Origin of the sequence: Caldibacillus debilis DSM 16016 (genome assembly GCF_000383875.1) — a bacterium.
Classification (GTDB): domain Bacteria; phylum Bacillota; class Bacilli; order Bacillales; family Caldibacillaceae; genus Caldibacillus; species Caldibacillus debilis.
This window is the reverse complement of the sequence record NZ_KB912914.1, coordinates 96,712-117,407: the sequence shown is the minus strand read 5'-3', so window position 1 is coordinate 117,407 and position 20,696 is coordinate 96,712. Positions and strand designations below refer to the sequence as shown.

At 53.0% G+C, this 20,696-nt stretch carries 23 protein-coding genes; all 23 read left to right on the top strand.

Annotation, left to right across the window (positions count from 1 at the left end; translation table 11 throughout):
* Positions 1-147: 147 nt before the first annotated feature.
* The 23 genes from topA (at position 148) to A3EQ_RS0116435 (ending at position 20,608) form a co-directional block, all read left to right on the top strand.
* Positions 148-2,223: a type I DNA topoisomerase gene (topA, locus tag A3EQ_RS0116555; RefSeq protein WP_020156269.1), complete on the top strand. Its 2,076-nt coding sequence runs from the start codon at positions 148-150 to the stop codon at positions 2,221-2,223.
* Between the two features lie 352 nt (positions 2,224-2,575).
* Positions 2,576-3,478 (top strand): tyrosine recombinase XerC, encoded by a 903-nt coding sequence (gene xerC, locus A3EQ_RS0116545; RefSeq protein WP_020156267.1) that lies wholly within the window; start codon positions 2,576-2,578, stop codon positions 3,476-3,478.
* A gap of 11 nt (positions 3,479-3,489) precedes the next feature.
* Complete coding sequence (gene hslV, locus A3EQ_RS0116540; protein ID WP_020156266.1) at positions 3,490-4,029, top strand: ATP-dependent protease subunit HslV; 540 nt, start codon at positions 3,490-3,492, stop codon at positions 4,027-4,029.
* A gap of 14 nt (positions 4,030-4,043) precedes the next feature.
* Complete coding sequence (gene hslU / locus A3EQ_RS0116535) at positions 4,044-5,447, top strand: HslU--HslV peptidase ATPase subunit (protein ID WP_040369596.1); 1,404 nt, start codon at positions 4,044-4,046, stop codon at positions 5,445-5,447.
* A 48-nt stretch (positions 5,448-5,495) separates the two neighbouring features.
* Entirely contained in the window at positions 5,496-6,272 is a 777-nt protein-coding gene (gene codY / locus A3EQ_RS0116530) for a GTP-sensing pleiotropic transcriptional regulator CodY (protein ID WP_020156264.1), read from the top strand.
* Positions 6,273-6,652: 380 nt separating this feature from the next.
* Positions 6,653-7,045 (top strand): flagellar basal body rod protein FlgB, encoded by a 393-nt coding sequence (flgB, locus tag A3EQ_RS0116525; protein WP_020156263.1) that lies wholly within the window; start codon positions 6,653-6,655, stop codon positions 7,043-7,045.
* Positions 7,042-7,488 (top strand): flagellar basal body rod protein FlgC, encoded by a 447-nt coding sequence (flgC, locus tag A3EQ_RS0116520; RefSeq protein ID WP_026500037.1) that lies wholly within the window; start codon positions 7,042-7,044, stop codon positions 7,486-7,488. Before flgB ends, flgC begins: the two co-directional genes overlap by 4 nt.
* A 17-nt stretch (positions 7,489-7,505) precedes the next feature.
* On the top strand, positions 7,506-7,817 hold the full coding sequence (fliE, locus tag A3EQ_RS0116515; protein ID WP_020156261.1) for a flagellar hook-basal body complex protein FliE: 312 nt from the start codon (positions 7,506-7,508) through the stop codon (positions 7,815-7,817).
* A 79-nt stretch (positions 7,818-7,896) separates the two neighbouring features.
* Positions 7,897-9,495 carry a flagellar basal-body MS-ring/collar protein FliF gene (gene fliF, locus A3EQ_RS0116510; RefSeq protein WP_020156260.1) on the top strand — a complete coding sequence of 533 codons (1,599 nt, stop codon included), beginning with the start codon at positions 7,897-7,899 and terminating at the stop codon, positions 9,493-9,495.
* A 13-nt stretch (positions 9,496-9,508) separates the two neighbouring features.
* Positions 9,509-10,519 (top strand): flagellar motor switch protein FliG, encoded by a 1,011-nt coding sequence (gene fliG / locus A3EQ_RS0116505; RefSeq protein WP_020156259.1) that lies wholly within the window; start codon positions 9,509-9,511, stop codon positions 10,517-10,519.
* Positions 10,512-11,273, top strand: a complete 762-nt coding sequence (gene fliH / locus A3EQ_RS0116500) for a flagellar assembly protein FliH (protein ID WP_020156258.1) — start codon at positions 10,512-10,514, stop codon at positions 11,271-11,273. The genes fliG and fliH overlap by 8 nt, the downstream gene beginning before the upstream one ends.
* A 2-nt stretch (positions 11,274-11,275) precedes the next feature.
* A complete protein-coding gene (fliI, locus tag A3EQ_RS0116495) occupies positions 11,276-12,592 on the top strand; it encodes a flagellar protein export ATPase FliI (RefSeq protein ID WP_020156257.1) in 1,317 nt (438 codons plus the stop codon).
* Positions 12,585-13,040: a flagellar export protein FliJ gene (gene fliJ, locus A3EQ_RS0116490; protein ID WP_020156256.1), complete on the top strand. Its 456-nt coding sequence runs from the start codon at positions 12,585-12,587 to the stop codon at positions 13,038-13,040. Before fliI ends, fliJ begins: the two co-directional genes overlap by 8 nt.
* Positions 13,041-13,042: 2 nt before the next feature.
* Positions 13,043-13,624, top strand: coding sequence for a MotE family protein (locus A3EQ_RS0116485; RefSeq protein WP_020156255.1), 582 nt, complete (start codon positions 13,043-13,045; stop codon positions 13,622-13,624).
* A gap of 28 nt (positions 13,625-13,652) precedes the next feature.
* The gene (locus A3EQ_RS0116480) at positions 13,653-14,921 is read left to right on the top strand and encodes a flagellar hook-length control protein FliK (protein WP_020156254.1); all 1,269 of its coding nucleotides are present in this window, start codon (positions 13,653-13,655) and stop codon (positions 14,919-14,921) included.
* A gap of 9 nt (positions 14,922-14,930) precedes the next feature.
* Positions 14,931-15,575 carry a flagellar hook assembly protein FlgD gene (gene flgD / locus A3EQ_RS0116475; protein WP_020156253.1) on the top strand — a complete coding sequence of 215 codons (645 nt, stop codon included), beginning with the start codon at positions 14,931-14,933 and terminating at the stop codon, positions 15,573-15,575.
* Positions 15,576-15,592: 17 nt separating this feature from the next.
* Positions 15,593-15,970 carry a TIGR02530 family flagellar biosynthesis protein gene (locus A3EQ_RS21375; protein ID WP_153017698.1) on the top strand — a complete coding sequence of 126 codons (378 nt, stop codon included), beginning with the start codon at positions 15,593-15,595 and terminating at the stop codon, positions 15,968-15,970.
* A 115-nt stretch (positions 15,971-16,085) separates the two neighbouring features.
* Complete coding sequence (locus A3EQ_RS0116465; RefSeq protein ID WP_020156251.1) at positions 16,086-17,294, top strand: flagellar hook protein FlgE; 1,209 nt, start codon at positions 16,086-16,088, stop codon at positions 17,292-17,294.
* Positions 17,295-17,392: 98 nt separating this feature from the next.
* Positions 17,393-17,614, top strand: a complete 222-nt coding sequence (locus A3EQ_RS0116455) for a flagellar FlbD family protein (RefSeq protein WP_020156249.1) — start codon at positions 17,393-17,395, stop codon at positions 17,612-17,614.
* Complete coding sequence (gene fliL / locus A3EQ_RS0116450; protein WP_020156248.1) at positions 17,604-18,023, top strand: flagellar basal body-associated protein FliL; 420 nt, start codon at positions 17,604-17,606, stop codon at positions 18,021-18,023. The genes A3EQ_RS0116455 and fliL overlap by 11 nt, the downstream gene beginning before the upstream one ends.
* 40 nt (positions 18,024-18,063) lie before the next feature.
* Entirely contained in the window at positions 18,064-19,065 is a 1,002-nt protein-coding gene (gene fliM / locus A3EQ_RS0116445; protein WP_020156247.1) for a flagellar motor switch protein FliM, read from the top strand.
* Positions 19,052-20,221, top strand: a complete 1,170-nt coding sequence (gene fliY, locus A3EQ_RS0116440; protein ID WP_020156246.1) for a flagellar motor switch phosphatase FliY — start codon at positions 19,052-19,054, stop codon at positions 20,219-20,221. Before fliM ends, fliY begins: the two co-directional genes overlap by 14 nt.
* A gap of 24 nt (positions 20,222-20,245) precedes the next feature.
* Positions 20,246-20,608 carry a response regulator gene (locus A3EQ_RS0116435; RefSeq protein ID WP_020156245.1) on the top strand — a complete coding sequence of 121 codons (363 nt, stop codon included), beginning with the start codon at positions 20,246-20,248 and terminating at the stop codon, positions 20,606-20,608.
* The last annotated feature ends 88 nt before the right edge of the window (positions 20,609-20,696 follow it).

Here is a 20,696-nt window from a genome sequence, read left to right as displayed (position 1 = left end):
GAAGAGAGCGGCAGCGGGTGGGCGGCATGCCGTGCACCAATTTTTTATCGGCTTTCCATCATTTACTTTTTTGTTGACAAAAACGGGGATTCTCTTTAATAATTAGTGAAGGTTTATTTTTAGTAGAACCTCCGAGGAGGCTGAGGGATGTCTGAATATCTGGTCATCGTGGAGTCGCCGGCGAAGGCGAAGACCATCGAGAAATATTTGGGGAAAAAATATACGGTCAAAGCGTCGATGGGACATATCCGGGACCTGCCGAAAAGCCAAATCGGCGTCGACATAAATAACGGCTTTCAGCCGAAATATATTACCATCCGCGGAAAGGGCGGCATCATAAAAGAGCTGAAGAACGCGGCGAAAAAGGCGAAAAAGGTCTATTTGGCCGCCGACCCGGACCGGGAGGGGGAGGCGATCGCCTGGCATTTGGCCCATACGCTGGAGCTGGATGCCGAATCCGATTGCCGCGTCGTGTTCAATGAAATTACGAAAGATGCGGTCCGGGAGTCGTTCAAGCATCCCCGGCCGATCAACATGGATTTGGTGGACGCCCAACAGGCTCGGCGGATCCTCGACCGTCTCGTCGGGTACAAAATCAGCCCCCTCCTGTGGAAAAAAGTGAAAAAGGGATTGAGCGCCGGCCGGGTCCAATCGGTGGCGGTGAAGCTCATCATCGACCGGGAAAAGGAAATCCGCTCCTTCCAGCCGGAAGAATACTGGACGATAAAGGGGCTGTTTCAGCGGGGAACGGAAACCTTTCCCGCCGTCTTTTACGGGAACGGGCAAGGAAAAGTCGAACTGAAATCCGAAGAGGACGTCAAAAAAATCTTGGCCGCCTTGGACGGGGATGAATTCATCGTAAAGTCGGCCGTCAAAAAGGAACGGAAAAAAAATCCCCCGCCTCCCTTCACCACGTCTTCCCTGCAGCAGGAGGCGGCAAGGAAGCTGAATTTCCGGGCGAAGAAGACGATGATGATTGCCCAGGAACTTTACGAAGGGGTCGATATCGGCGAAGAGGGCACCGTCGGGCTGATCACCTATATGCGCACCGATTCGACGAGAATCTCGGAATCGGCGAAAAGGGAAGCGGAAGCTTATATCGCCGCCCATTACGGGCAGGAATACTCCCAGCCCGCCGCCCGGAAGGAGAAAAAGGCCGGAAAAGTGCAGGACGCCCATGAGGGGATCCGTCCGACGACCCCGTTGAAGGAACCGGAAGCGGTGAAAAAATATTTGACGAAGGATCAGTTTAAGCTGTATCAATTAATTTGGGAACGGTTTATCGCCAGCCAAATGTCCCCCGCCGTCCTGGAGACGATCACGGCGGAATTGGCCAATGGCGAGATCGTGTTCAAAGCCACCGGTTCGAAGATCCTCTTTCCCGGCTTTATGAAGGTGTATGTGGAAGGGACCGACGACCAGGCGGAGGAACAGGATCCCCTGCTGCCGGAACTCCAGGAAGGGGACAAAGTGAAGAGCTTAAAAATCGAACCGAAGCAGCATTTTACCCAGCCGCCGCCCCGGTATACCGAGGCCCGGCTCGTAAAGACGCTGGAAGAACTCGGCATCGGCCGGCCGTCCACTTACGCGCCGACCTTGGATACGATCCAAAAACGGGGTTATGTGCGGCTGGAAAACAAACGGTTCGTCCCCACCGAGCTGGGGGAAATCGTCATCGAGCTGATGAACGAATATTTCCCCGACATCCTCAACGTGAAATTTACCGCGAAAATGGAAAGCGAACTGGATGCCATCGAGGAAGGGAAGGAACATTGGGTCTCCATCGTCGACGCCTTTTACAAAGGATTTGAACAAAATTTGAAAAAGGCGGAAAAGGAAATGGCCAAGGTGGAGATCGAAGACGAATACGCCGGGGAAGACTGCGAGATTTGCGGCAGCCCGATGGTGATCAAGACCGGAAGATACGGCAAGTTTTTGGCCTGCAGCAATTTCCCCGAATGCCGCAACACGAAGCCGATTCTGAAGGAAATCGGGGTCGCCTGCCCCAAATGCGGCAAGGGCAAGATCGTGGAGCGGAGAACGAAGCGTGGTCGGCTCTTTTACGGCTGCGACCGGTTCCCTGACTGCGATTTCGTCTCCTGGGATAAACCCCTTGCCCGGCCCTGCCCCAATTGCAACGGGGTGCTGGTGGAGAAAAAATTGAAAAAGGGCAGCCAGGTTCAATGTTTGAATTGCGAATATAAAGAGAATGTACAGGGGTGAGATCTTCTCATCCTTTTCTTATGGCCGCTCCCATCCGCTGCCATCTTTCGGCGGGGCGTTGCCTGAAGGCGGCGAATGGGACGGGGAGAAGCCGGCGGCGCGTGCCATCTGCCGGCGGAAGCGGGAACATCCGGGAGCGGGCTTCCCCTGCAGACGGGAGAAAAGGTTGCGCCGGTGCCGCCGCAAGGGCTTGCCCGGCACGCCCCCGCGTCCGGAGCCGGGAGAAGAGGAAAGACGGCAGGCAGGACGCCTGCCCGCGGCTGTCCTTAAATACTATTCAGAACTTTGTGAAAAAAATGTGAAATCTTATTGAAATTTAAAAAATTATATGTTACTATTGAAGAGCCGCGAGGTGTTTTGCTTGCCAATTCCGAATTTTTTGTTAAGTCAATTTCTTGAACATTTGCAACTCGAAAAAAATTATTCCCAGCATACGATCGACAGCTACAAAAAGGATATTGTAGAGTTTTTCATGTTCATGCATGAACAATCTATTGAAAATTTGGATGATGTTTCCATCCAGGATGCCCGTTTATATTTGACCCGTTTGTTCGAAAGGAAGCTTGCCCGAAAATCGATCGCAAGAAAACTGTCCAGTTTGCGAGCCTTTTACAAGTTTCTCATGCGTGAAGCCCATTGCCGGGACAACCCCTTCGTACATACGGCTTCACCGAAACTCGAGCAACGCTTGCCCGCTTTTTTTTATGAAGAAGAGATGAATGCGCTGTTCGAATCCGCCGACGTGTCCACGCCTTTGGGCCAAAGGGACCGGGCCCTGCTCGAACTGATGTATGCCACCGGCATCCGGGTCAGCGAATGCGCCAACATCCGGCTGGACGATCTTGATGATTTCCTGTCCGTCCTGTTGGTCAAGGGCAAGGGAAAGAAGGAAAGATATGTTCCCTACGGCCACTTTGCCCAAGTCTATCTCGACCTGTACATCAACGACGGGCGGAAAAAATTGATGAAGGGCGAGGATCATCCCTATTTGTTTGTGAACGGGCGCGGCAAGCCGATCACCGAACGGGGGATCCGTTACGTCTTCCGGACGTTGTCCGACAAGGCGGGGGGGAAAAAACTTTATCCCCATAAGATCCGCCATACCTTCGCCACCCATCTGTTGAACAACGGGGCGGATTTGCGGACGGTTCAGGAGCTGCTCGGGCATTCCCATCTGTCTTCCACGCAAGTGTATACCCATGTGACGAAGGAGCATTTGCGGAAAATCTACGATGCGCATCACCCGCGGGCATAGGGGGGATCGAAATGGAAATCCGTGCAACGACGATTTTTGCCATCCATCACAAGGGAAAAGGGGCCATGGCCGGAGACGGCCAAGTGACCTTCGGGAACGCGGTCGTCATGAAGCAGACGGCGAGAAAGGTGAGAAGGCTGTACAACGGCAAGGTGCTCGCCGGATTTGCCGGTTCCGTGGCCGATGCGTTTACCTTGTTTGAAATGTTTGAAGGCAAACTGGACGAGTTCAACGGGAACCTGGAAAGGGCGGCGGTGGAATTGGCAAAACAGTGGAGAAGCGACAAAGTTTTACGCAGATTGGAAGCGATGCTCATCGTCATGGATGAAAGCCGTTTATTGCTCATATCCGGCACCGGGGAAGTGATTCAGCCCGACGACGGGATGTTGGCCATCGGATCGGGCGGGAATTACGCCCTGGCGGCGGGGAGGGCGTTGAAGCAATTCGCCGGCGATCATTTGTCCGCCCGGGAAATCGCCGAAGCGGCCCTGAAAATCGCCGCGGACCTGTGCGTGTATACGAATGACCGCATCGTCGTGGAAGAAATTTAAGGGAGGGAAAAAAGCTGCAAAAAAGGCAGGAACTGACTCCGAGGCAAATCGTGGAAAAACTCGATCAGTATATCGTCGGCCAGCAGGAAGCGAAACGGGCGGTTGCCGTCGCTTTGAGGAACCGTTACCGGCGGAGCCTGCTTCCCGAAAAATTAAGGGATGAAATCATGCCGAAAAACATTTTGATGATCGGGCCCACCGGCGTCGGCAAAACGGAAATCGCCCGGCGAATCGCCAAGCTGGTAAACGCCCCGTTTGTCAAAGTGGAGGCGACGAAATTCACCGAAGTCGGCTACGTCGGCAGGGATGTGGAATCGATGGTCCGGGATTTGGTGGAAACGAGCGTCCGCCTCGTCAAACAGGAAAAGATGCTCGCCGTCCAGGAAAAGGCGAAGGCGAACGCCGAACGGAGGCTCGTGAGCCTTTTGGTCCCGGCGCAGAAGAAGCAGGCGAACATGAAAAATCCCTTTGAAATGCTGTTCGGGGGAGGAACCGTTTCCGAACCGGAGCCCGACGCCGGCGATGACGGGACGATCGTTGAAAAAAGAAGGGCGGTAAGGGAAAAACTGGCCAAAGGCGAATTGGAGGATGAGCTGGTCACCCTGGAAGTGGAAGAGCAGTCCCCTTTCATGTTCGACCTGCTGCAAGGCTCGGGGTTGGAACAAATGGGGATGAATATGCAAGACGCCTTCAGCAGCCTGCTTCCGAAAAGGAAAAAGAAGAAGCGGGTCCCGGTTAAGGACGCGAGAAAGATCCTGATCCAGGAAGAGGCGCAAAAACTGATCGACATGGACGAAGTTACCCAGCAGGCGATCGAGCGGGCGGAACAGCACGGGATCATCTTCATCGATGAAATCGACAAGATTGCCAACAAGAACGGCGGCGGTTCTTCCATCGACGTATCCAGGGAAGGGGTGCAGAGGGATATCCTGCCGGTCGTGGAAGGCTGCACCGTCGTGACCAAATACGGGCCCGTGAAAACCGACCATATGCTGTTCATCGCCGCCGGCGCCTTCCACCTGACGAAACCGTCCGATCTGATCCCGGAATTGCAGGGCCGTTTCCCGATTCGGGTGGAATTGAAGAAGCTTTCCGTCGACGACTTCGTCCGGATCTTGGTGGAACCGGACAATGCGATTTTGAAACAATATCAGGCATTGTTGGAAACGGAAGGTATAAAAATTGAATTTTCTGATGAAGCTATTCGTAGAATCGCCGAGATCGCTTATGAAGTGAACCAACAGACCGATAATATTGGTGCGAGACGACTGCATACGATCATGGAAAAGCTTTTGGAAGATCTGTCTTTCGAAGCGCCAGACATTACGATGGAAAAAATCACGATCACCGACAAATACGTGATGGATAAACTCGGCGCAATCATGAAAGACAAAGATTTGAGCCAATACATTCTGTAATCTTTGTTGCAAGAATTAAAGCAACTCATTGACAGGGAGGAAATGAAAATGGATTTGTTGACCAAAGCGAGGAAAATCAACGCCTTATTGCAAAACGCCGGCGGAAAGCCGGTCAACTTTAAAGAAATGTCGGAAACCTTGAGCGAAGTCATCAACGCGAACGTCTTCATCGTCAGCCGCAGGGGAAAATTGTTGGGTTTTGCCATCGCCCAGCAAATTGAAAACGAACGGATGAAAAAGATGTTCGAAGACCGGCAGTTCCCGGAAGAATATACGAAAAGCCTGTTCAACATCAATGAAACGACGGCCAACATCGGCGTGGACAGCCCGTATACCGCTTTTCCGGTGGAAAACAAGGACATTTTCAAAAACGGCCTGACGACCATCGTCCCGATCGTGGGCGGCGGCGAACGGCTGGGAACTTTGATCCTGTCCCGCCTGGATGAGGAATTTAAGGACGACGACCTGCTGCTGGCCGAGTACGGCGCCACCGTCGTCGCCATGGAAATCTTGCGGGAAAAATCGGAACAAATCGAAGAGGACGCAAGAAGCAAGGCGGTCGTGCAGATGGCGATCAGCTCCCTCTCTTACAGCGAGTTGGAAGCGATTGAGCATATTTTTGAAGAATTGAACGGGAAAGAGGGGCTTTTGGTCGCATCGAAGATCGCCGACCGGGTCGGCATCACCCGTTCCGTCATCGTCAACGCCCTGCGGAAACTGGAGAGCGCGGGCGTCATCGAATCCCGGTCCTTGGGAATGAAGGGCACCTTCATTAAAGTGTTGAACAACAAGTTTTTGGAAGAACTGGAAAAGGTCCGCTCGTAAAAGAAATCCGCCGCAGTTGTCCCCTTGCGGACCTTTTTTAGGAAAAATGAACTAAAAAAATGACAATCGGGGCTATTTTACTAGCCCCGATTTTTTTTGCATGAAATTGAAAATCTTATCAAAAATGGTTCTTTCGGCCTAAAAAAATTGAAGGGAATTTGAAGTTTTTGTCGAAAAATAACAGGAGAGTCCCGGTTCTTCTCCTTCTGACAGGGAAGATTTTACTGCTTGACAGAAAATTTTCGGCGAAATTTTGGTTAAAAAGTCCCAGAAAATTTTACCTATCCGTTATGGACAACCGAGATTTGCCAATCGTACAATGATAATTGTATCAATATGACAAATTTTTAAAGATCTTGTCATATTTTGGAGTGATTGCCATGGATTTGTTCTCCAGCACCTTCAACGTTCTCGAAAGGGCGTTGGATTATTCCGCTCTCAGGCAAAAGGTCATTTCCGAAAACATCGCCAACGCGGACACTCCCAACTACAAGGCGAAACAAGTCAATTTCCGCTCATTCTTTCAGCAGGAACTCCGGAATGCCTTTGAGGGAAGGCGTACGGACCCGCGCCACATTCCGATTCGCTCCTCAAATTCCAATCCTGTGCAGCAGACCAGCAATCCATTTCAATACAACCATAACGGGAACAGCGTCGATATGGACGAGGAAATGTCGAAACTGGCAGAAAACCAGATTTACTATTACGCCTTGGCCGACCGGTTGAGCGGAAAATTTAACGGGTTGGAAACCGTCATTAAGGGAGGGAAATAACCGTGTTTTCCAGTTTGAGCATCCCGGCGTCGGCCTTGACCGCCCAGCGGCTGAGGATGGACGTCATCTCGTCGAACATCGCCAACGCCGAAACGACGAGGGGCAGATACGTGAACGGCGAGTGGGTGCCCTACCGGCGGAAGATGGTCGTCCTGGAACCTAAGGAAAACAGCTTTTCATCCTATCTCAACACGGAGATCAGCCGGCAAGGAGCCGGCGGGGTCAAGGTGACAAGGATCGTGGAAGATCCGTCCCCTTTCCAGCTCGTCTATGACCCCGACCATCCCGACAGCGGTGAAGACGGATACGTCCGCTACCCGAATGTGGATCCTTTGCGGGAGATGGTGGATTTGATCAGCGCCACCCGCTCCTACGAAGCGAACGTCACCACGTTCAACGCCGCGAAGGGCATGTTGATGAAGGCCCTTGAAATCGGAAAATGAGGAAAGGTGGGTAAGCGATGGCCATTGAATCGGTTTTCCTCAATCCGGCGACGGCGCCGGTCAGTCCTGCGAGGAATTTGGCACCAAGCCCGGAGACGCAGCGGACGGAGCAAAGCTTCGCATCCTTTTTGAAGGATGCGATCAATAAGGTGAACGAATTGCAGGTCCAGTCGGATCAAATGACGGAAAAATTGGCCTTGGGGCAGGATGTGGAGCTCCACCAGGTGATGATCGCCGCCGAAAAAGCCTCGATCGCTTTGCAGGCGACCCTGGAAATACGCAATAAAGTGATCGAAGCCTATCAGGAAATCATGAGGATGCAGATATAAAAGGGTGTCCGTTTCGGCCGGGGGCCGGAACGCGGGAATTGGCTGAACGCAAAAGAACTGGGATTTCGGAGAGGGTATGATGAAGGAGAAGATACAGCAATATTGGCAGAAACTGAAAACCGCATGGTCCCGACGGAGCCGGCGCCAAAAGGGGATATTGATCGCCTCGGTCCTTGTCTTCATTACGGCTGTAAGCCTTTTAATCTTCTTTACGACGAGGACCCCGCTCGTCCCTTTATATAAGGATTTGACGCCGGCGGAAACCGGTTCCATCAAAGAGATGCTGGATGCCCGGGGAATCAAGTCGGAAATCGCCGACGGCGGGACGACGATCAAAGTGCCGAAGGATCAGGCGGATGCCCTGAAGGTGGAACTGGCTGCCGAAGGCCTTCCGAAATCGGGCAGCATCGATTATTCCTTCTTCAGTGAAAAGGCGGGCCTAGGGATTACCGACAACGAATTCAACGTGATCAAGCTGGATGCGATGCAGACCGAACTGGAAAATTTAATCAAAAGCATCGATGGCATCCGCGATGCGAAGGTCATGATCAATCTTCCCGAAAAAGGGATTTTTGTCAATGACAAGGAAGAAGAAGCCTCGGCTTCCATCGTCCTTCAAACCGAACCCGGCTACAATTTCGACCAAAAGCAAATAAGGGCGTTGTATACGCTCGTTTCCAAAAGCGTGCCGAATCTGCCTACCGATAATATCGTCATCATGGATCAGAATTTTAATTACTTGGAAATGGAAGATGAAAATTCTTCCAATACGGCCGGGTTTGCAAATCAATTTGCCATTAAGAAGGAAATCGAAAAGGACATCCAAAAGCAAGTGCAAAGCATGCTCAGCATGCTGATGGGCCCCGGAAAAGCCGTCGTCTCGGTTACCGCCGACATCGACTTTACCCAGGAGAAAAGGGAAGAAAATCTGGTCGAACCGGTTGACGAGGAAAATATGGAAGGGATCGCGATCAGCGCCCAACGGATCAGCGAATCCTATACCGGAAACGGCGCTGCGGCCGGCGGAACGCCGCAGGCGGAAGATAATACCGATCCCCTCGGCAGCACCTATTTGGAGGGGAGAAACGGCGAAGGGGAATATGAAAAGACCGAAGAGACGATCAATTACGAAGTGAACCGGATCCGCCGGGAGATCATCGAAAGCCCCTATAAGATCCGCGATCTCGGCATCCAGGTGATCGCCGAACCGCCGGAAGGGGAAGGTGCGGATCCGCTGGAGATTGAAGACGGCATCCGGCAAATTTTGAGCACGATCGTCCGGACGTCGATCGACAAGGACACCATCGACGAACCGCTGACCGATGACGAGATTTCCCAAAAAATCGCGGTAACGGTGCAGCCGCTGCTCGGCAGTCCCGCCAACGAGCCGCAGGCGGAGAGCCGGATTCCCCTTTGGGCGTATATCGTCGGAGCCGCTTTGCTGATCGCGCTGATCGTCTTGACCGTTCTGTACATAAGGAGGAGAAGACGGGAAGAAGAGGAGGAGGCGTTGTCCGCCGCCGAAGACGTCAACAGGGAAGAAGCGCCGGCGGAAGTTCCGGAAATCGAAGGAAAAGAATCGGAAACATCCTTGCGGAGAAAACAAATCGAGAAAATGGCGAAAGAGCAGCCTGAAGAATTCGCCAAGCTGCTGCGCACTTGGTTAAGCGAAGATTAGGAGGGCGGTTCCATTGGTGAAAACGAAAGAGTTGACGGGAAAACAAAAAGCTGCCATCCTTCTCATCTCCCTCGGACCGGATGTGTCCGCCTCCATTTACAAATATTTGACGGAAGAAGAAATCGAAAAATTGACGTTGGAAATCTCCAGCATTAAAAAAGTCGAATCGCAGAAAAAGGATGAGGTCGTCAACGAGTTTTACCATTTGGCCGTCGCCCAGGATTACATCGCCCAGGGAGGCATCGGGTACGCCAAAATGGTTTTGGAAAAAGCCCTCGGTCCCGACCAGGCGGCGGCCATCATCAACCGCCTCACTTCCACCTTGCAGGTCAGGCCCTTCGATTTTGCCAGGAAAACGGATCCGAACCAGATCTTGAACTTTATTCAAAACGAGCATCCGCAGACGATCGCCTTGGTTCTGTCCTATTTGGAACCGAATCAGGCGGCCCAGATTCTTTCCAACCTGCCCCAGGAGATGCAGGCGGATGTGGCGAAAAGAATCGCCCTGATGGACAGCACCTCCCCGGAAGTCATTTATGAAGTGGAGCAGATATTGGAGCAAAAATTGTCGGCCACCTTTACCCACGACTATACGAAAACGGGCGGCATCGAGGCGGTCGTGGATGTTTTGAACGGGGTCGACCGGTCCACGGAACGGACGATCCTCGATACGCTGGCCGAACAGGATCCCGAACTCGCCGAAGAGATCAAGAAAAGGATGTTCGTCTTCGAGGATATCGTCACGCTGGATAACCGGGCGATCCAGCTCGTCATCCGCGATTGCGACAACGATGACTTGCTGCTTGCCTTGAAGGTGGCCAGCGATGAAGTGAAAGAAGTCATCTTCAAAAACATGTCCAAACGGATGAGCGAAACCTTTAAGCAGGAAATGGAAATCATGGGCCCGGTGCGCCTGCGCGACGTCGAAGAAGCCCAATCCCGCATCGTTTCCGTCATCCGCCGCCTCGAAGAGAGCGGCGAAATCGTGATTGCCCGCGGCGGGGGTGATGACATTATTGTCTAAAGTTATTAAAGGCGCCCGGTTCAGCCGGCAGGCCGGAAGAACCATCCGCATTCGGACGCTGGAAAAACCGGCGCCCGAGGAACAAAAAACGGATTTGCTCCCTGAACCGGCCGACGTTGAACCGGCCATCGATTGGGAAGAGACGAGGAAAAAGGCGGAGGCCATCCTCTCCGAAGCGAAGCGGGAAGCGCTGCGGATGAAGGAAGAGGCGGAACGGGAAAGGCAGAAAATGATGGAAGAGATCGGGCAGATCGCCGAGAGGGCAAAAAAGGAAGGATATGAGGAAGGACGCTTGCTCGGAAGGCAGGCGGGCTATGCGGAAGCGGCAAAATCGATCGCCGAGGCGAAGGAAACGGTCGACTTGGCGAAAAAGGATTATTTTTCCCATATCGAACAATCGGAAAAAACGATCCTGGCGATCGGTTTGGCCGTAGCGGAAAAAATACTGAACATGAAGATCGAAGAAAATCCGGAAAACTTCCTTCCCCTTGTGAAAAAGGCGATCCAGGAGGCGAAAGAATACCGGGAAGTCCGGGTGATCGTCCACTACAAAATGTATCCTCTCGTTTTGGAGCAGAAAGAAGAGCTCCGGTCCTTGTACTTCCAAAACGGGGAACTTTTGATCTATCCTTCCGATGAAGTGCCGGAGACGGGCTGCATCATCGAAACGGAAGGCGGCCGCATCGATGCCAGCGTGGACGCCCAGCTGATGGAGATCCGGGAGAAGCTTTTGAAGATCGCGGACGGAGGTTGAACATGAACATAGACCAGCTCTTGTCCGAACTCCAGTATATCGACCCTTACAAACGTTACGGCCGCGTCAAACAAGTCGTCGGCATCATGATCGAATCCCAGGGGCCGCCCTGTTCGGTCGGCGATATCTGTTACATCTTTCCGAACGGCAGCGACAGGAAGAAAAGGATCATCGGGGAGGCGGTCGGATTCCGCGGGGAATCCGTCCTGATCATGCCCTATACCTCCGTTCAGGACATCGCGCCGGGATGGATCGTGGAGAGCACCGGGGAGTCCTTGAAAATAAAAGTGGGGCCCCAATTGGTCGGAAAGGTGTTGAATTCCTTGGGGGAACCTTTGGACGGGAGCCCCTTGCCGAAGAAGATGAGGGAATTTTCCACCCAGCAGCAGCCTCCCAACCCCCTGTTGCGTCCGCCGATTTCCGAGCCGCTGGAAGTCGGCATTAAGAGCATCGACAGCTTGCTTACGATCGGAAAGGGACAGCGGGTGGGCATCTTTGCCGGAAGCGGCGTTGGGAAAAGCACCCTGCTCGGGATGATCGCCCGGAATACGAAGGCGGATTTGAACGTGATCGCCTTGATCGGCGAGCGGGGCAGGGAAGTGCGGGAATTCATCGAAAGGGACTTGGGAAAGGAAGGATTGGAACGGTCCATCGTGGTTGCTGCTACGGGAGACCAGCCGGCGCTGATGCGGATTAAGGGGGCCTTTACGGCCACTTCCATCGCCGAGTATTTCCGCGACCGGGGAATGGACGTTCTCTTGATGATGGATTCGGTCACCCGGATCGCCATGGCGCAGCGGGAGATCGGCCTGGCGGTCGGCGAGCCGCCGGCAACGAAGGGATACACGCCCTCCGTCTTTTCCCTGCTTCCCCAGCTGCTGGAACGGACCGGGACGAACGAGAAGGGATCGATCACCGCCTTTTATACGGTGCTCGTCGACGGCGACGATTTCAACGAGCCGATCGCCGACGCGGTAAGGGGGATCCTCGACGGCCATATCGTTTTGGACCGGGCCCTGGCCAACAAGGGCCATTATCCGGCGATCAACGTGCTGAAGAGCATCAGCCGCCTGATGAATGCGATCGTGGACGAAAGCCACCAAAGGAGCGCGGAAAGCTTGCGGGAAATCATGGATACCTATGTCCGCTCCGAAGACCTGATCAATATCGGGGCCTATAAACGGGGGACATCGCCGGAAATCGACCGGGCCATCGATTATTACCCGAAGATCGTGGAATTTTTGAAGCAGAAGGTCAATGAGAAGTACTCGATGGAAGAAAGCGTCGGACGATTACATCAGCTGATGGCGGGTGAATGAATTGGTTTTCTCCTACCGGTTTGAAAAAATCCTTTCCGTACGCACCATGGAAAAAAACGAAGCGGTCAATTCGTACCACCAGGCGGTCCGGAGGTTTGAAGAAGCCGCCCAAGGCCTCTACCGGCTGCTGAAGGAAAAGGAAGAATTGGAAGCGGAGCGGGAGAAGAGGATCCGGGACGGCCTCTCCGTCGATCGCCTCCGCGAATTCCAGCGATATTTGGCCAACTTGCAGCGGGAGATCGATCACTACCAGCAGCTGGTCATCCGCGCCAGGGACAAAATGAACGAAGAATACCGGCGGCTCGTGGAGAAAAACGTGGAAGTAAAAAAATATGAAAGAATGAAAGAAAAAGACTATCAAATGTTTTTGCAGCTGGAAAAATGGAAGGAAACGAAGGATCTGGATGAAATTTCCTCCCGCAGCGCATTAAGGAGAAACGGGTGGTAGGAATGGAAAGAGAGGATCAGGAAAAAAAATCGCACCTCTTTCATTGGATCTTCTACGGAACATTGATCCCGCTCTTGTTCGGAATCGTCGTGCTCGTGGCGGTTTTGTCCATCTCCGGAATCAATGTTTTAGAAGAAGGAAAGAAATGGCTCGGCAATCTGCCCGTCGTCGGGAAAATGGCGGGCGGGGACGAACGTGACAGCCAATATGAAAAAAGGATCGCGGAATTGGAAGGGAAACTGAGACAGGAGGAAGAGGAGAAGGAGAGCCTGCAGAAGGATATCGACCGGCTGGAAAAAGAGATCGAGAACCTGACCCGGGAAAATGAAAAACTGCAGAGGGAAAAGGAGAATCTGGAAAAGGAAAACGAGCAGAATGCAAGCGGGCAAAAGGGGCCGGACGTGGTGCGGACCTATGAAAAAATGGCTCCGAAAAAGGCCGCGGCGATTTTTGCCGCCATGGATGAAAAGCGGGCGGTCAGCATCCTTTCCCAATTGAAGGAAGAAAACCTTGCCCGCATCTTGGAGAAGATGTCCCCGCAGGATGCGGCGAAATTTACTTCCCTTCTTTCCGAAACGGAATGAAGGAAGACCCTTGAAAGGAGGTGAAAAAATGGAGATTGCAGGATTTTCCGGTTTGATCGAAATTCCCGCTTTTGCCGGGGGGAAGGAATCGCCCTTCGGGGGACAGCCCGTCAAGGACGGCGGCGGATTCAAGGCCCTGATGCTCCGTTACGCGGGGGAGAAGGGAGAAGAGCAAGGAAACCGGCAGGGAAAAGGGGAAAAATCGCCCATCCCATCTCCGTTCATGCCGCCTTTTGTTCCGGCCCGCTTCCCGGATCAGACCGAGAGTACGGGGGATGAACGGCCGCCTGGAGAAGTGGGAATGGAAGAATGGGACTCCCTCCTATCCCGGTTCATCCGCCTTCTCGATCTCCCGGAGGAGGAAGCGGACAGAATCGCCCTTTCCCTTGGGATGTCCGGGCAGGAAGGGACGCGGGATCCGGCGGATGAACGGGCCGTCGCGGACGCCCTTGAAATCCTTTCCCAATTCATCGCCCGTTTTTTGGAGGCGAATCCGGATCCGGCCAAAGCTTTTGCCGGTAAACAGCCGTCCGGCGATTTGACCCGGTCCGCCAATGCCTTCGGAACCATGGAACAATGGCTGAAGGCCGGCGCTTGGAAAAACGACGGGGAGCTCCTCCGGCTGGCGGAAAAGCTAATGCAGGATGCCCGCCCGGATTTCATCAAGGAAATATTTGCGAGAATGGCCGATGGGGGAACGAAGCCAGCCCTTCCCGTTGTGAAGAAGCCAGCCCAATTCGGAATCCCTTATTCCGGAGAGCCAAAGGGGACGCCGGAAGCGGTCCACCTTCCGCCGCAGGCTGGGAACGCCGCCGATTTTTCGTCCTTTTCGGCCAAGCTTGAGATTCCGACCCTGTTTCTCGTCAAAGAGGGGAAGCCCCTGACCTATCAGCAATTCATCGACCAGCTGCAAGCGGTGATCGCGAAATCGGCCTTTCAAAAGTTCGGGAATACGGAACAGCTCACCGTGCGGCTCCACCCGAAGGAACTCGGCGCCTTGAAGATCCAGTTGATCCAGCAGGAACAGGGTTTGACGGCCAAAATCGTGACTTCCACCACGGCGGCGAAGGAGATTTTGGAATCGCAGCTCCATGCGCTGCGCCAGGCCTTTGTCCAGCAAAACATCACGGTGGACCGGATTGAACTCATCCACGTCCATTCGGAAAGGAAGGAAACGCTCCCCCAATACTCCGGGGACAACGGCAGGAATCCCGGCCGGGAACAGCAGAACCCGGAAAAGCGGGAGGACGAACAGGAGCATTCCTTTTCAGAAACCTTGTTAAACTACGAAATCTAGGTGATCGTTATGACCAATGCCATTGACTCGAGCCTTTTCTATGCCAACGCAGCCAACCGGAACCAATCCCCCGGCAACGTGCTCGGCAAGGATGCCTTTTTGAAAATATTGATGGCTCAGCTGAAGAACCAGGATCCCTTGAACCCGTTGGAGGACAAGGACTTCATTGCCCAGATGGCCACCTTTTCCCAATTGGAGCAGATGATGGAAGTTGCCGATTCCATGGAAAATTTGATTGCCTTGCAGAAGGAAAATTTGTATATCGGCTACTCTTCCTTCGTCGGCAAGGAGGTCGACTGGCATATCGTCGAATATCCGCAGGATTCCGGCGGGCAGCCGGTCGTCAAGAAGGGAACGGGCCGCATCGTCTCCGTCATGTTCAAGTCCGGCGAACCGGTCTTTTATTTGGAGGACGGGACGGAACTGAAGCCGGGAAACATCTCGGGCGTGAAAGATGCCTTCGGTTCGTCCATCGTGGAAGCGAGCGCCCTGATCGGGAAAAAGATCACCTGGACGGATGAACAGGGCGCGGAAAGGCAGGCTGTCGTCCAATCCGTTTCGGTAAAGGACGGGATCATCTACTTCCACATGAACGATGATCAACATTCGAAAATCACGGCCGGCCAAATTGTCAAAATCGAAACGGCCGGATGATCCGGAAGGTGGGAACGATGGGTATCCATAAACCGATTTTTCCCCCTTTGGCCAATTTGCCGCCCGGAGGGGGAACGGGAAACCGGAGGGTTTCATCCGGTTTTGCCGGCGAGCTGCAAAAGGCTTTGCAGGAAACCGGAGGATTGACCGTAAGCAAGCACGCGAAGGAACGGATGGAAAAAAGAAATATCGTCATCAGCGACCGGGACTGGAAGACGATCGGCGAAAAGGTGGAACAAGCGAAGAAGATGGGCGTGAAAGAATCGCTCGTATTGCTGCGCGATGCGGCGCTGATCGTCAGCGCCTCCAACGGAACGGTGATCACGGCCATGGACCAGAAGGAGGCCGGGTCGCAAATCTTCACCAACATCAACGGGGCGATCATCATCCATTGAAGAACCGATCGCCGCAAGACGAAGCTGGACCCTTTCAGGGAAAGCGCAGCTGCGGAATGACGGAAGCAGCTAAACGGAATCGATGAAAAATTGATCAGGTTCAGGAGGGAAAGCCATGTTACGTTCCATGTATTCCGCCATCAGCGGCATCCGCAATTTCCAAACGAAACTGGATGTCATCGGAAACAATATCGCCAACGTGAACACCTTCGGGTTTAAAAAGAGCAGGGTCACCTTTAAAGACACCATCAATCAAACCTTGGCGGGAGCCAGCGGCGCCCGGGCCAACCGGGGCGGAGTCAATCCGATGCAGGTCGGGTTGGGCGCCACCATCGCCACCATCGATACGATCCACACGGAATCGAGCACGCAGACGACGGGAAGATCCCTCGACCTGGCCATCAACGGCGACGGGTATTTCGTCGTCCGCCAAGGGAACGCCCTCTACTATACCCGCGCCGGAAACTTTTACCTGGATAACGAAGGAACCTTGGTGAACGCCGACGGACTGCGGGTGCAGGCCTTCGATGCGAACGGCAACCTGGGCGATGTGACGATCAACGTCAACGCGGTCATGCCGTTCATCCCGACGAATTCGGTGACCGTCTCCGGCAATTTGTCGAATAATGCGGGAAACGGTTTCCTGTATTCCCAACAATTTGAAGTGGTCACGGATACCGGCAGCGTCGAACGGATCAACATCTATTTCCAAAAGACCGGCACGGATCAATGGGCCCTCTATTTCACCCAGCCGGACGGAACCGTCCAGCCGGAGGCCACGATCACTTTTGACAATAACGGCAGGGTGGTTTCCATCACCGACAAGGGCGGGAATACGGTGAACGGCAGCGCCATAAGCCTGGGTGTTCCGGTGGCCGGCGGCACCTACACCTACAACTTCGATTTTAATCAGTTGACCCATGTGTCCGGGGCCAACGACGCCATCGTCACGGCCGACGGGGTGACGGAAGGCCAGCTGGAAAGCTTCAGCTTCGGGCCGCGGGGTGAAATCAACGCCGTGTATTCCAACGGCTCCGTCGTCACCCTCGGCACCTTGGCGATTGCCAAATTCAGCAATCCTTCCGGCCTCATGAAAGCGGGCGGGAACTTGTTCCAGCAATCGTTGAACTCCGGCACGCCGAACATCGGGGTTCCCGGCGACGGCCGCGGCACGATCATGAGCAGCGCCCTGGAGATGTCCAACGTCGACCTTTCCGAAGAATTTACGGAAATGATCGTCGCGCAAAGGGGCTTCCAGGCGAATACCCGGATCATCACCACGTCCGATGAAATTTTGCAGGAATTGGTGAACTTGAAACGATAATTCTTTAAAGGCGTTCCAAGCGGGGGGAGGCGTTTCCCTCCCCTTCCCGTAATCGTTGGAAGAAACGGAGGTATTGGGTGAGCGAATCCCCGTCTGCCATGATAAAATTGACGAGGCTGAACGGAAAACCCTTTTTCGTCAATGCCTTATACATAGAAACGGTCGAGTCGTTTCCCGACACGGCCATCCTGTTGACGAACGGAAAACGGTATGTGGTGAAGGAAGAGGAAGAACAAGTCGTGGAAGCGATCAAAAGGTTTTATCAGGAGATCGGTTTGTTGGGGCGGAATTTTTGGAAGGATGATGACGTTGAAGAATAGGTCGACTGCCATTTTAGTCTTTGCATTGATTACAGTCATCGTTGCGGCCGGCGTTTACATCTATTTTCTGAAACAGTCCGACGAAGCCGATGCGAAGATCAGTGCGGATGACTTGTTGAAAAGGACGCTGGAAATTCCCGAGATGACGACCAATTTAAAAAACGAACATTACATCCGTGTTTCGTTCAAGATTCAAACGGATGACGAAAAGACGAAAGAAGAGCTGGAAAAACGGGATTATCAAGTGAAAAATGTGATCATCAAGCTCCTGTCCGGAACGGACGCCAAGGACCTGCAAGGGACGCAGGGAAAAATCAAATTGGAAAATCAATTGAAGGAAAAATTGAATGAATTGGCCAAGCCGGGCAGTGTCGAGCAGGTTTATATCACTTCGATCCTGATCCAATAGGATCGGCGAAAGATTTTTTCCTTGGGGGGGTGGCCTTCCTTTGCCAACCGGCGAAGTATTATCCCAGAGCGAAATCGACGCATTATTGTCCGCCCTTTCCGCGGGGGAAGTGAGTGCGGAAGAGATAAAGAAGGAAGAAGAAGAGAAAAAGGTGAAGATCTATGATTTTAAGCGGGCGCTCAGGTTTTCCAAGGAGCAGATCCGCAGCCTGTCCCGGATCCATGAAAACTTTGCCCGGCTGTTGACAACATATTTTTCCGGAAAATTAAGGATCTATGTGCAGATCAATGTGGCGAGCGTGGACCAAATTCCCTATGAAGAATTTGTCCGCTCCATCCCCAATATGACATTCCTTTATTTGTACGAAATTCCTCCTTTAAGCGGCAACATTTTGATCGAAGTGAACCCGAATGTCGCCTACGCGATGTTGGACCGGGTCTTGGGAGGGCTGGGCAAAAGCGAAAACAAGATCGAACATTTGACGGATATCGAACAAAAGATCATGACGAAACTGTTCACCGGCGCCTTCGACCAAATGCGGGAATCTTGGGGATCGATCGCGGAAATCGAGCCGCAAATGAAAGGATTTGAGGTTAATCCCCAATTTCTGCAAATGGTCTCACCCAACGAGACGGTCGTCGTGATTTCCTTGACGGTGACGATCGGTGAAACGAGCGGAATGATCAATATCTGCATTCCCCATTTGACCCTGGAGCCCGTCATCCCCCGCCTGTCGATGCATTTTTGGATGCAGACGGAAAAGAAGAATAAAAATCCCGAGAACGTCTCCGCCTTGTCCAACCGGGTGAAAAACGCCCCGGTCCTTTGCACGGTGGAACTGGGCAACTCGACGATCACCGTCGAGGAATTGATGGGTTTGGACACGGGAGACTGCATCATCTTAAACAAAAAGATCGACGAGCCGGTCGTTGTGAAAATCGGGGGTGTGCCCAAATATCTCGCCCAGCCCGGGAAATTGAAAAATAAAATGGCGGTGCAAATACTGGAAGAAATAAAGGAGGAAAAAAATGAGCATGAATGACGGAATGCTGTCACAGGAAGAGATCGATGCCCTGTTAAACGGAGCGGATAACAGGGATTCTTTAGATACGAACCATTTTTTGTCCACCTTTGAACAGGATGCCTTGGGGGAGATCGGCAACATCTCCTTCGGAAGTTCCGCGACCGCCTTATCCCAGATCCTGAATCAGAAGGTGGAAATTACGACGCCTGAAGTATCGATGGTCTACAAAAGGGACTTGCATAAGGAGTTTCCCAAACCCTATGTCGCCGTCGTCGTCGATTACACGGAAGGGTTTTCGGGTTCCAACCTGTTGATCATCCATGAGGATGACGCCAAAATCATTGCCAACCTGATGCTGGGAGGAACAGGGGATGATTTGCCCGATGAGCTCGGCGAAATCGAACTGAGCGCGGTCCAAGAGGCCATGAACCAGATGATGGGTTCGGCCGCAACGAGCATGTCTACCGTTTTCCGAAAAAGGATTGAAATTTCTCCTCCGACGATTGATATCTTGAACATACCGGAGGGCAAAGGAACGGAATCGATCCCGGAAGACGATCCGCTGGTGAAAATCTCTTTCCGTTTGAAGGTCGGAAACTTGATCAATTCCAGCATCATGCAATTGATTCCGGTCCAATTTGCCCAACGGATGGTCGAATCATTGGTGGAAGAATCGCAGGTAGATCATTCGCCGAAGGAGGAGGCGAAGGAGGCTTCCGGTATGGATAAGAGCGGTGACACCGGGATTCCGGGCGGACAACCTCCCCAAACGGGTGGGACGGGGGAAGAAAACGCCCCCGGAGGAAAAAGAAAATCCGCGGTACAGAGCCGTTCAACCGGCGGTTCCGAACCGAAAAACGTCCAGCCCGCCGTTTTCTCCGATTTCCACGAGGAGGACAAGGAAAGCGGGCAGCCGCGAAATTTGGACATGTTGCTGGATATCCCCCTGCAAGTGACCGTGGAACTCGGAAAAACGAAAAAATTGATCAAGGAAATCTTGGATCTGTCGCCCGGATCCATCATTGAACTGGACAAATTGGCCGGCGAACCGGTTGACATCCTCGTCAACAACCGGTTGATCGCCCAGGGCGAAGTGGTCGTCATCGATGAAAATTTCGGCGTTCGGATCACCGATATCTTAAGTCATTCCGAAAGATTAAAAAGGATGAAATAACGATTAGATGACGGAGGATGGAATATGGCATACAGGATTTTAGTGGTTGACGATGCTGCCTTTATGAGGATGATGATTAAGGATATTTTGGTGAAAAACGGCTACCAGGTCGTCGGGGAAGCGGCAGACGGAAAACAGGCGGTGGAAAAGTACCGGGAGTTGAATCCGGATCTGGTGACGATGGATATTACGATGCCGGAGATGGACGGGATCACCGCTTTGAAAGAGATCCGTTCCTTCGATCCCGATGCGAAAATCGTCATGTGCTCGGCGATGGGGCAACAGGCGATGGTCATCGACGCCATCCAGGCGGGGGCGAAGGATTTCATCGTCAAGCCTTTCCAGGCTGACCGGGTTTTGGAAGCGATCCGGAAAACCCTCGGCTGATCGCCGTTTCTCGCCGAGGCTGCGGAAACCGCATGAATGGTCCGCCGTTTAAAACCCTCGGCCGATCAGCGTTTCCCATCCTTCCCTC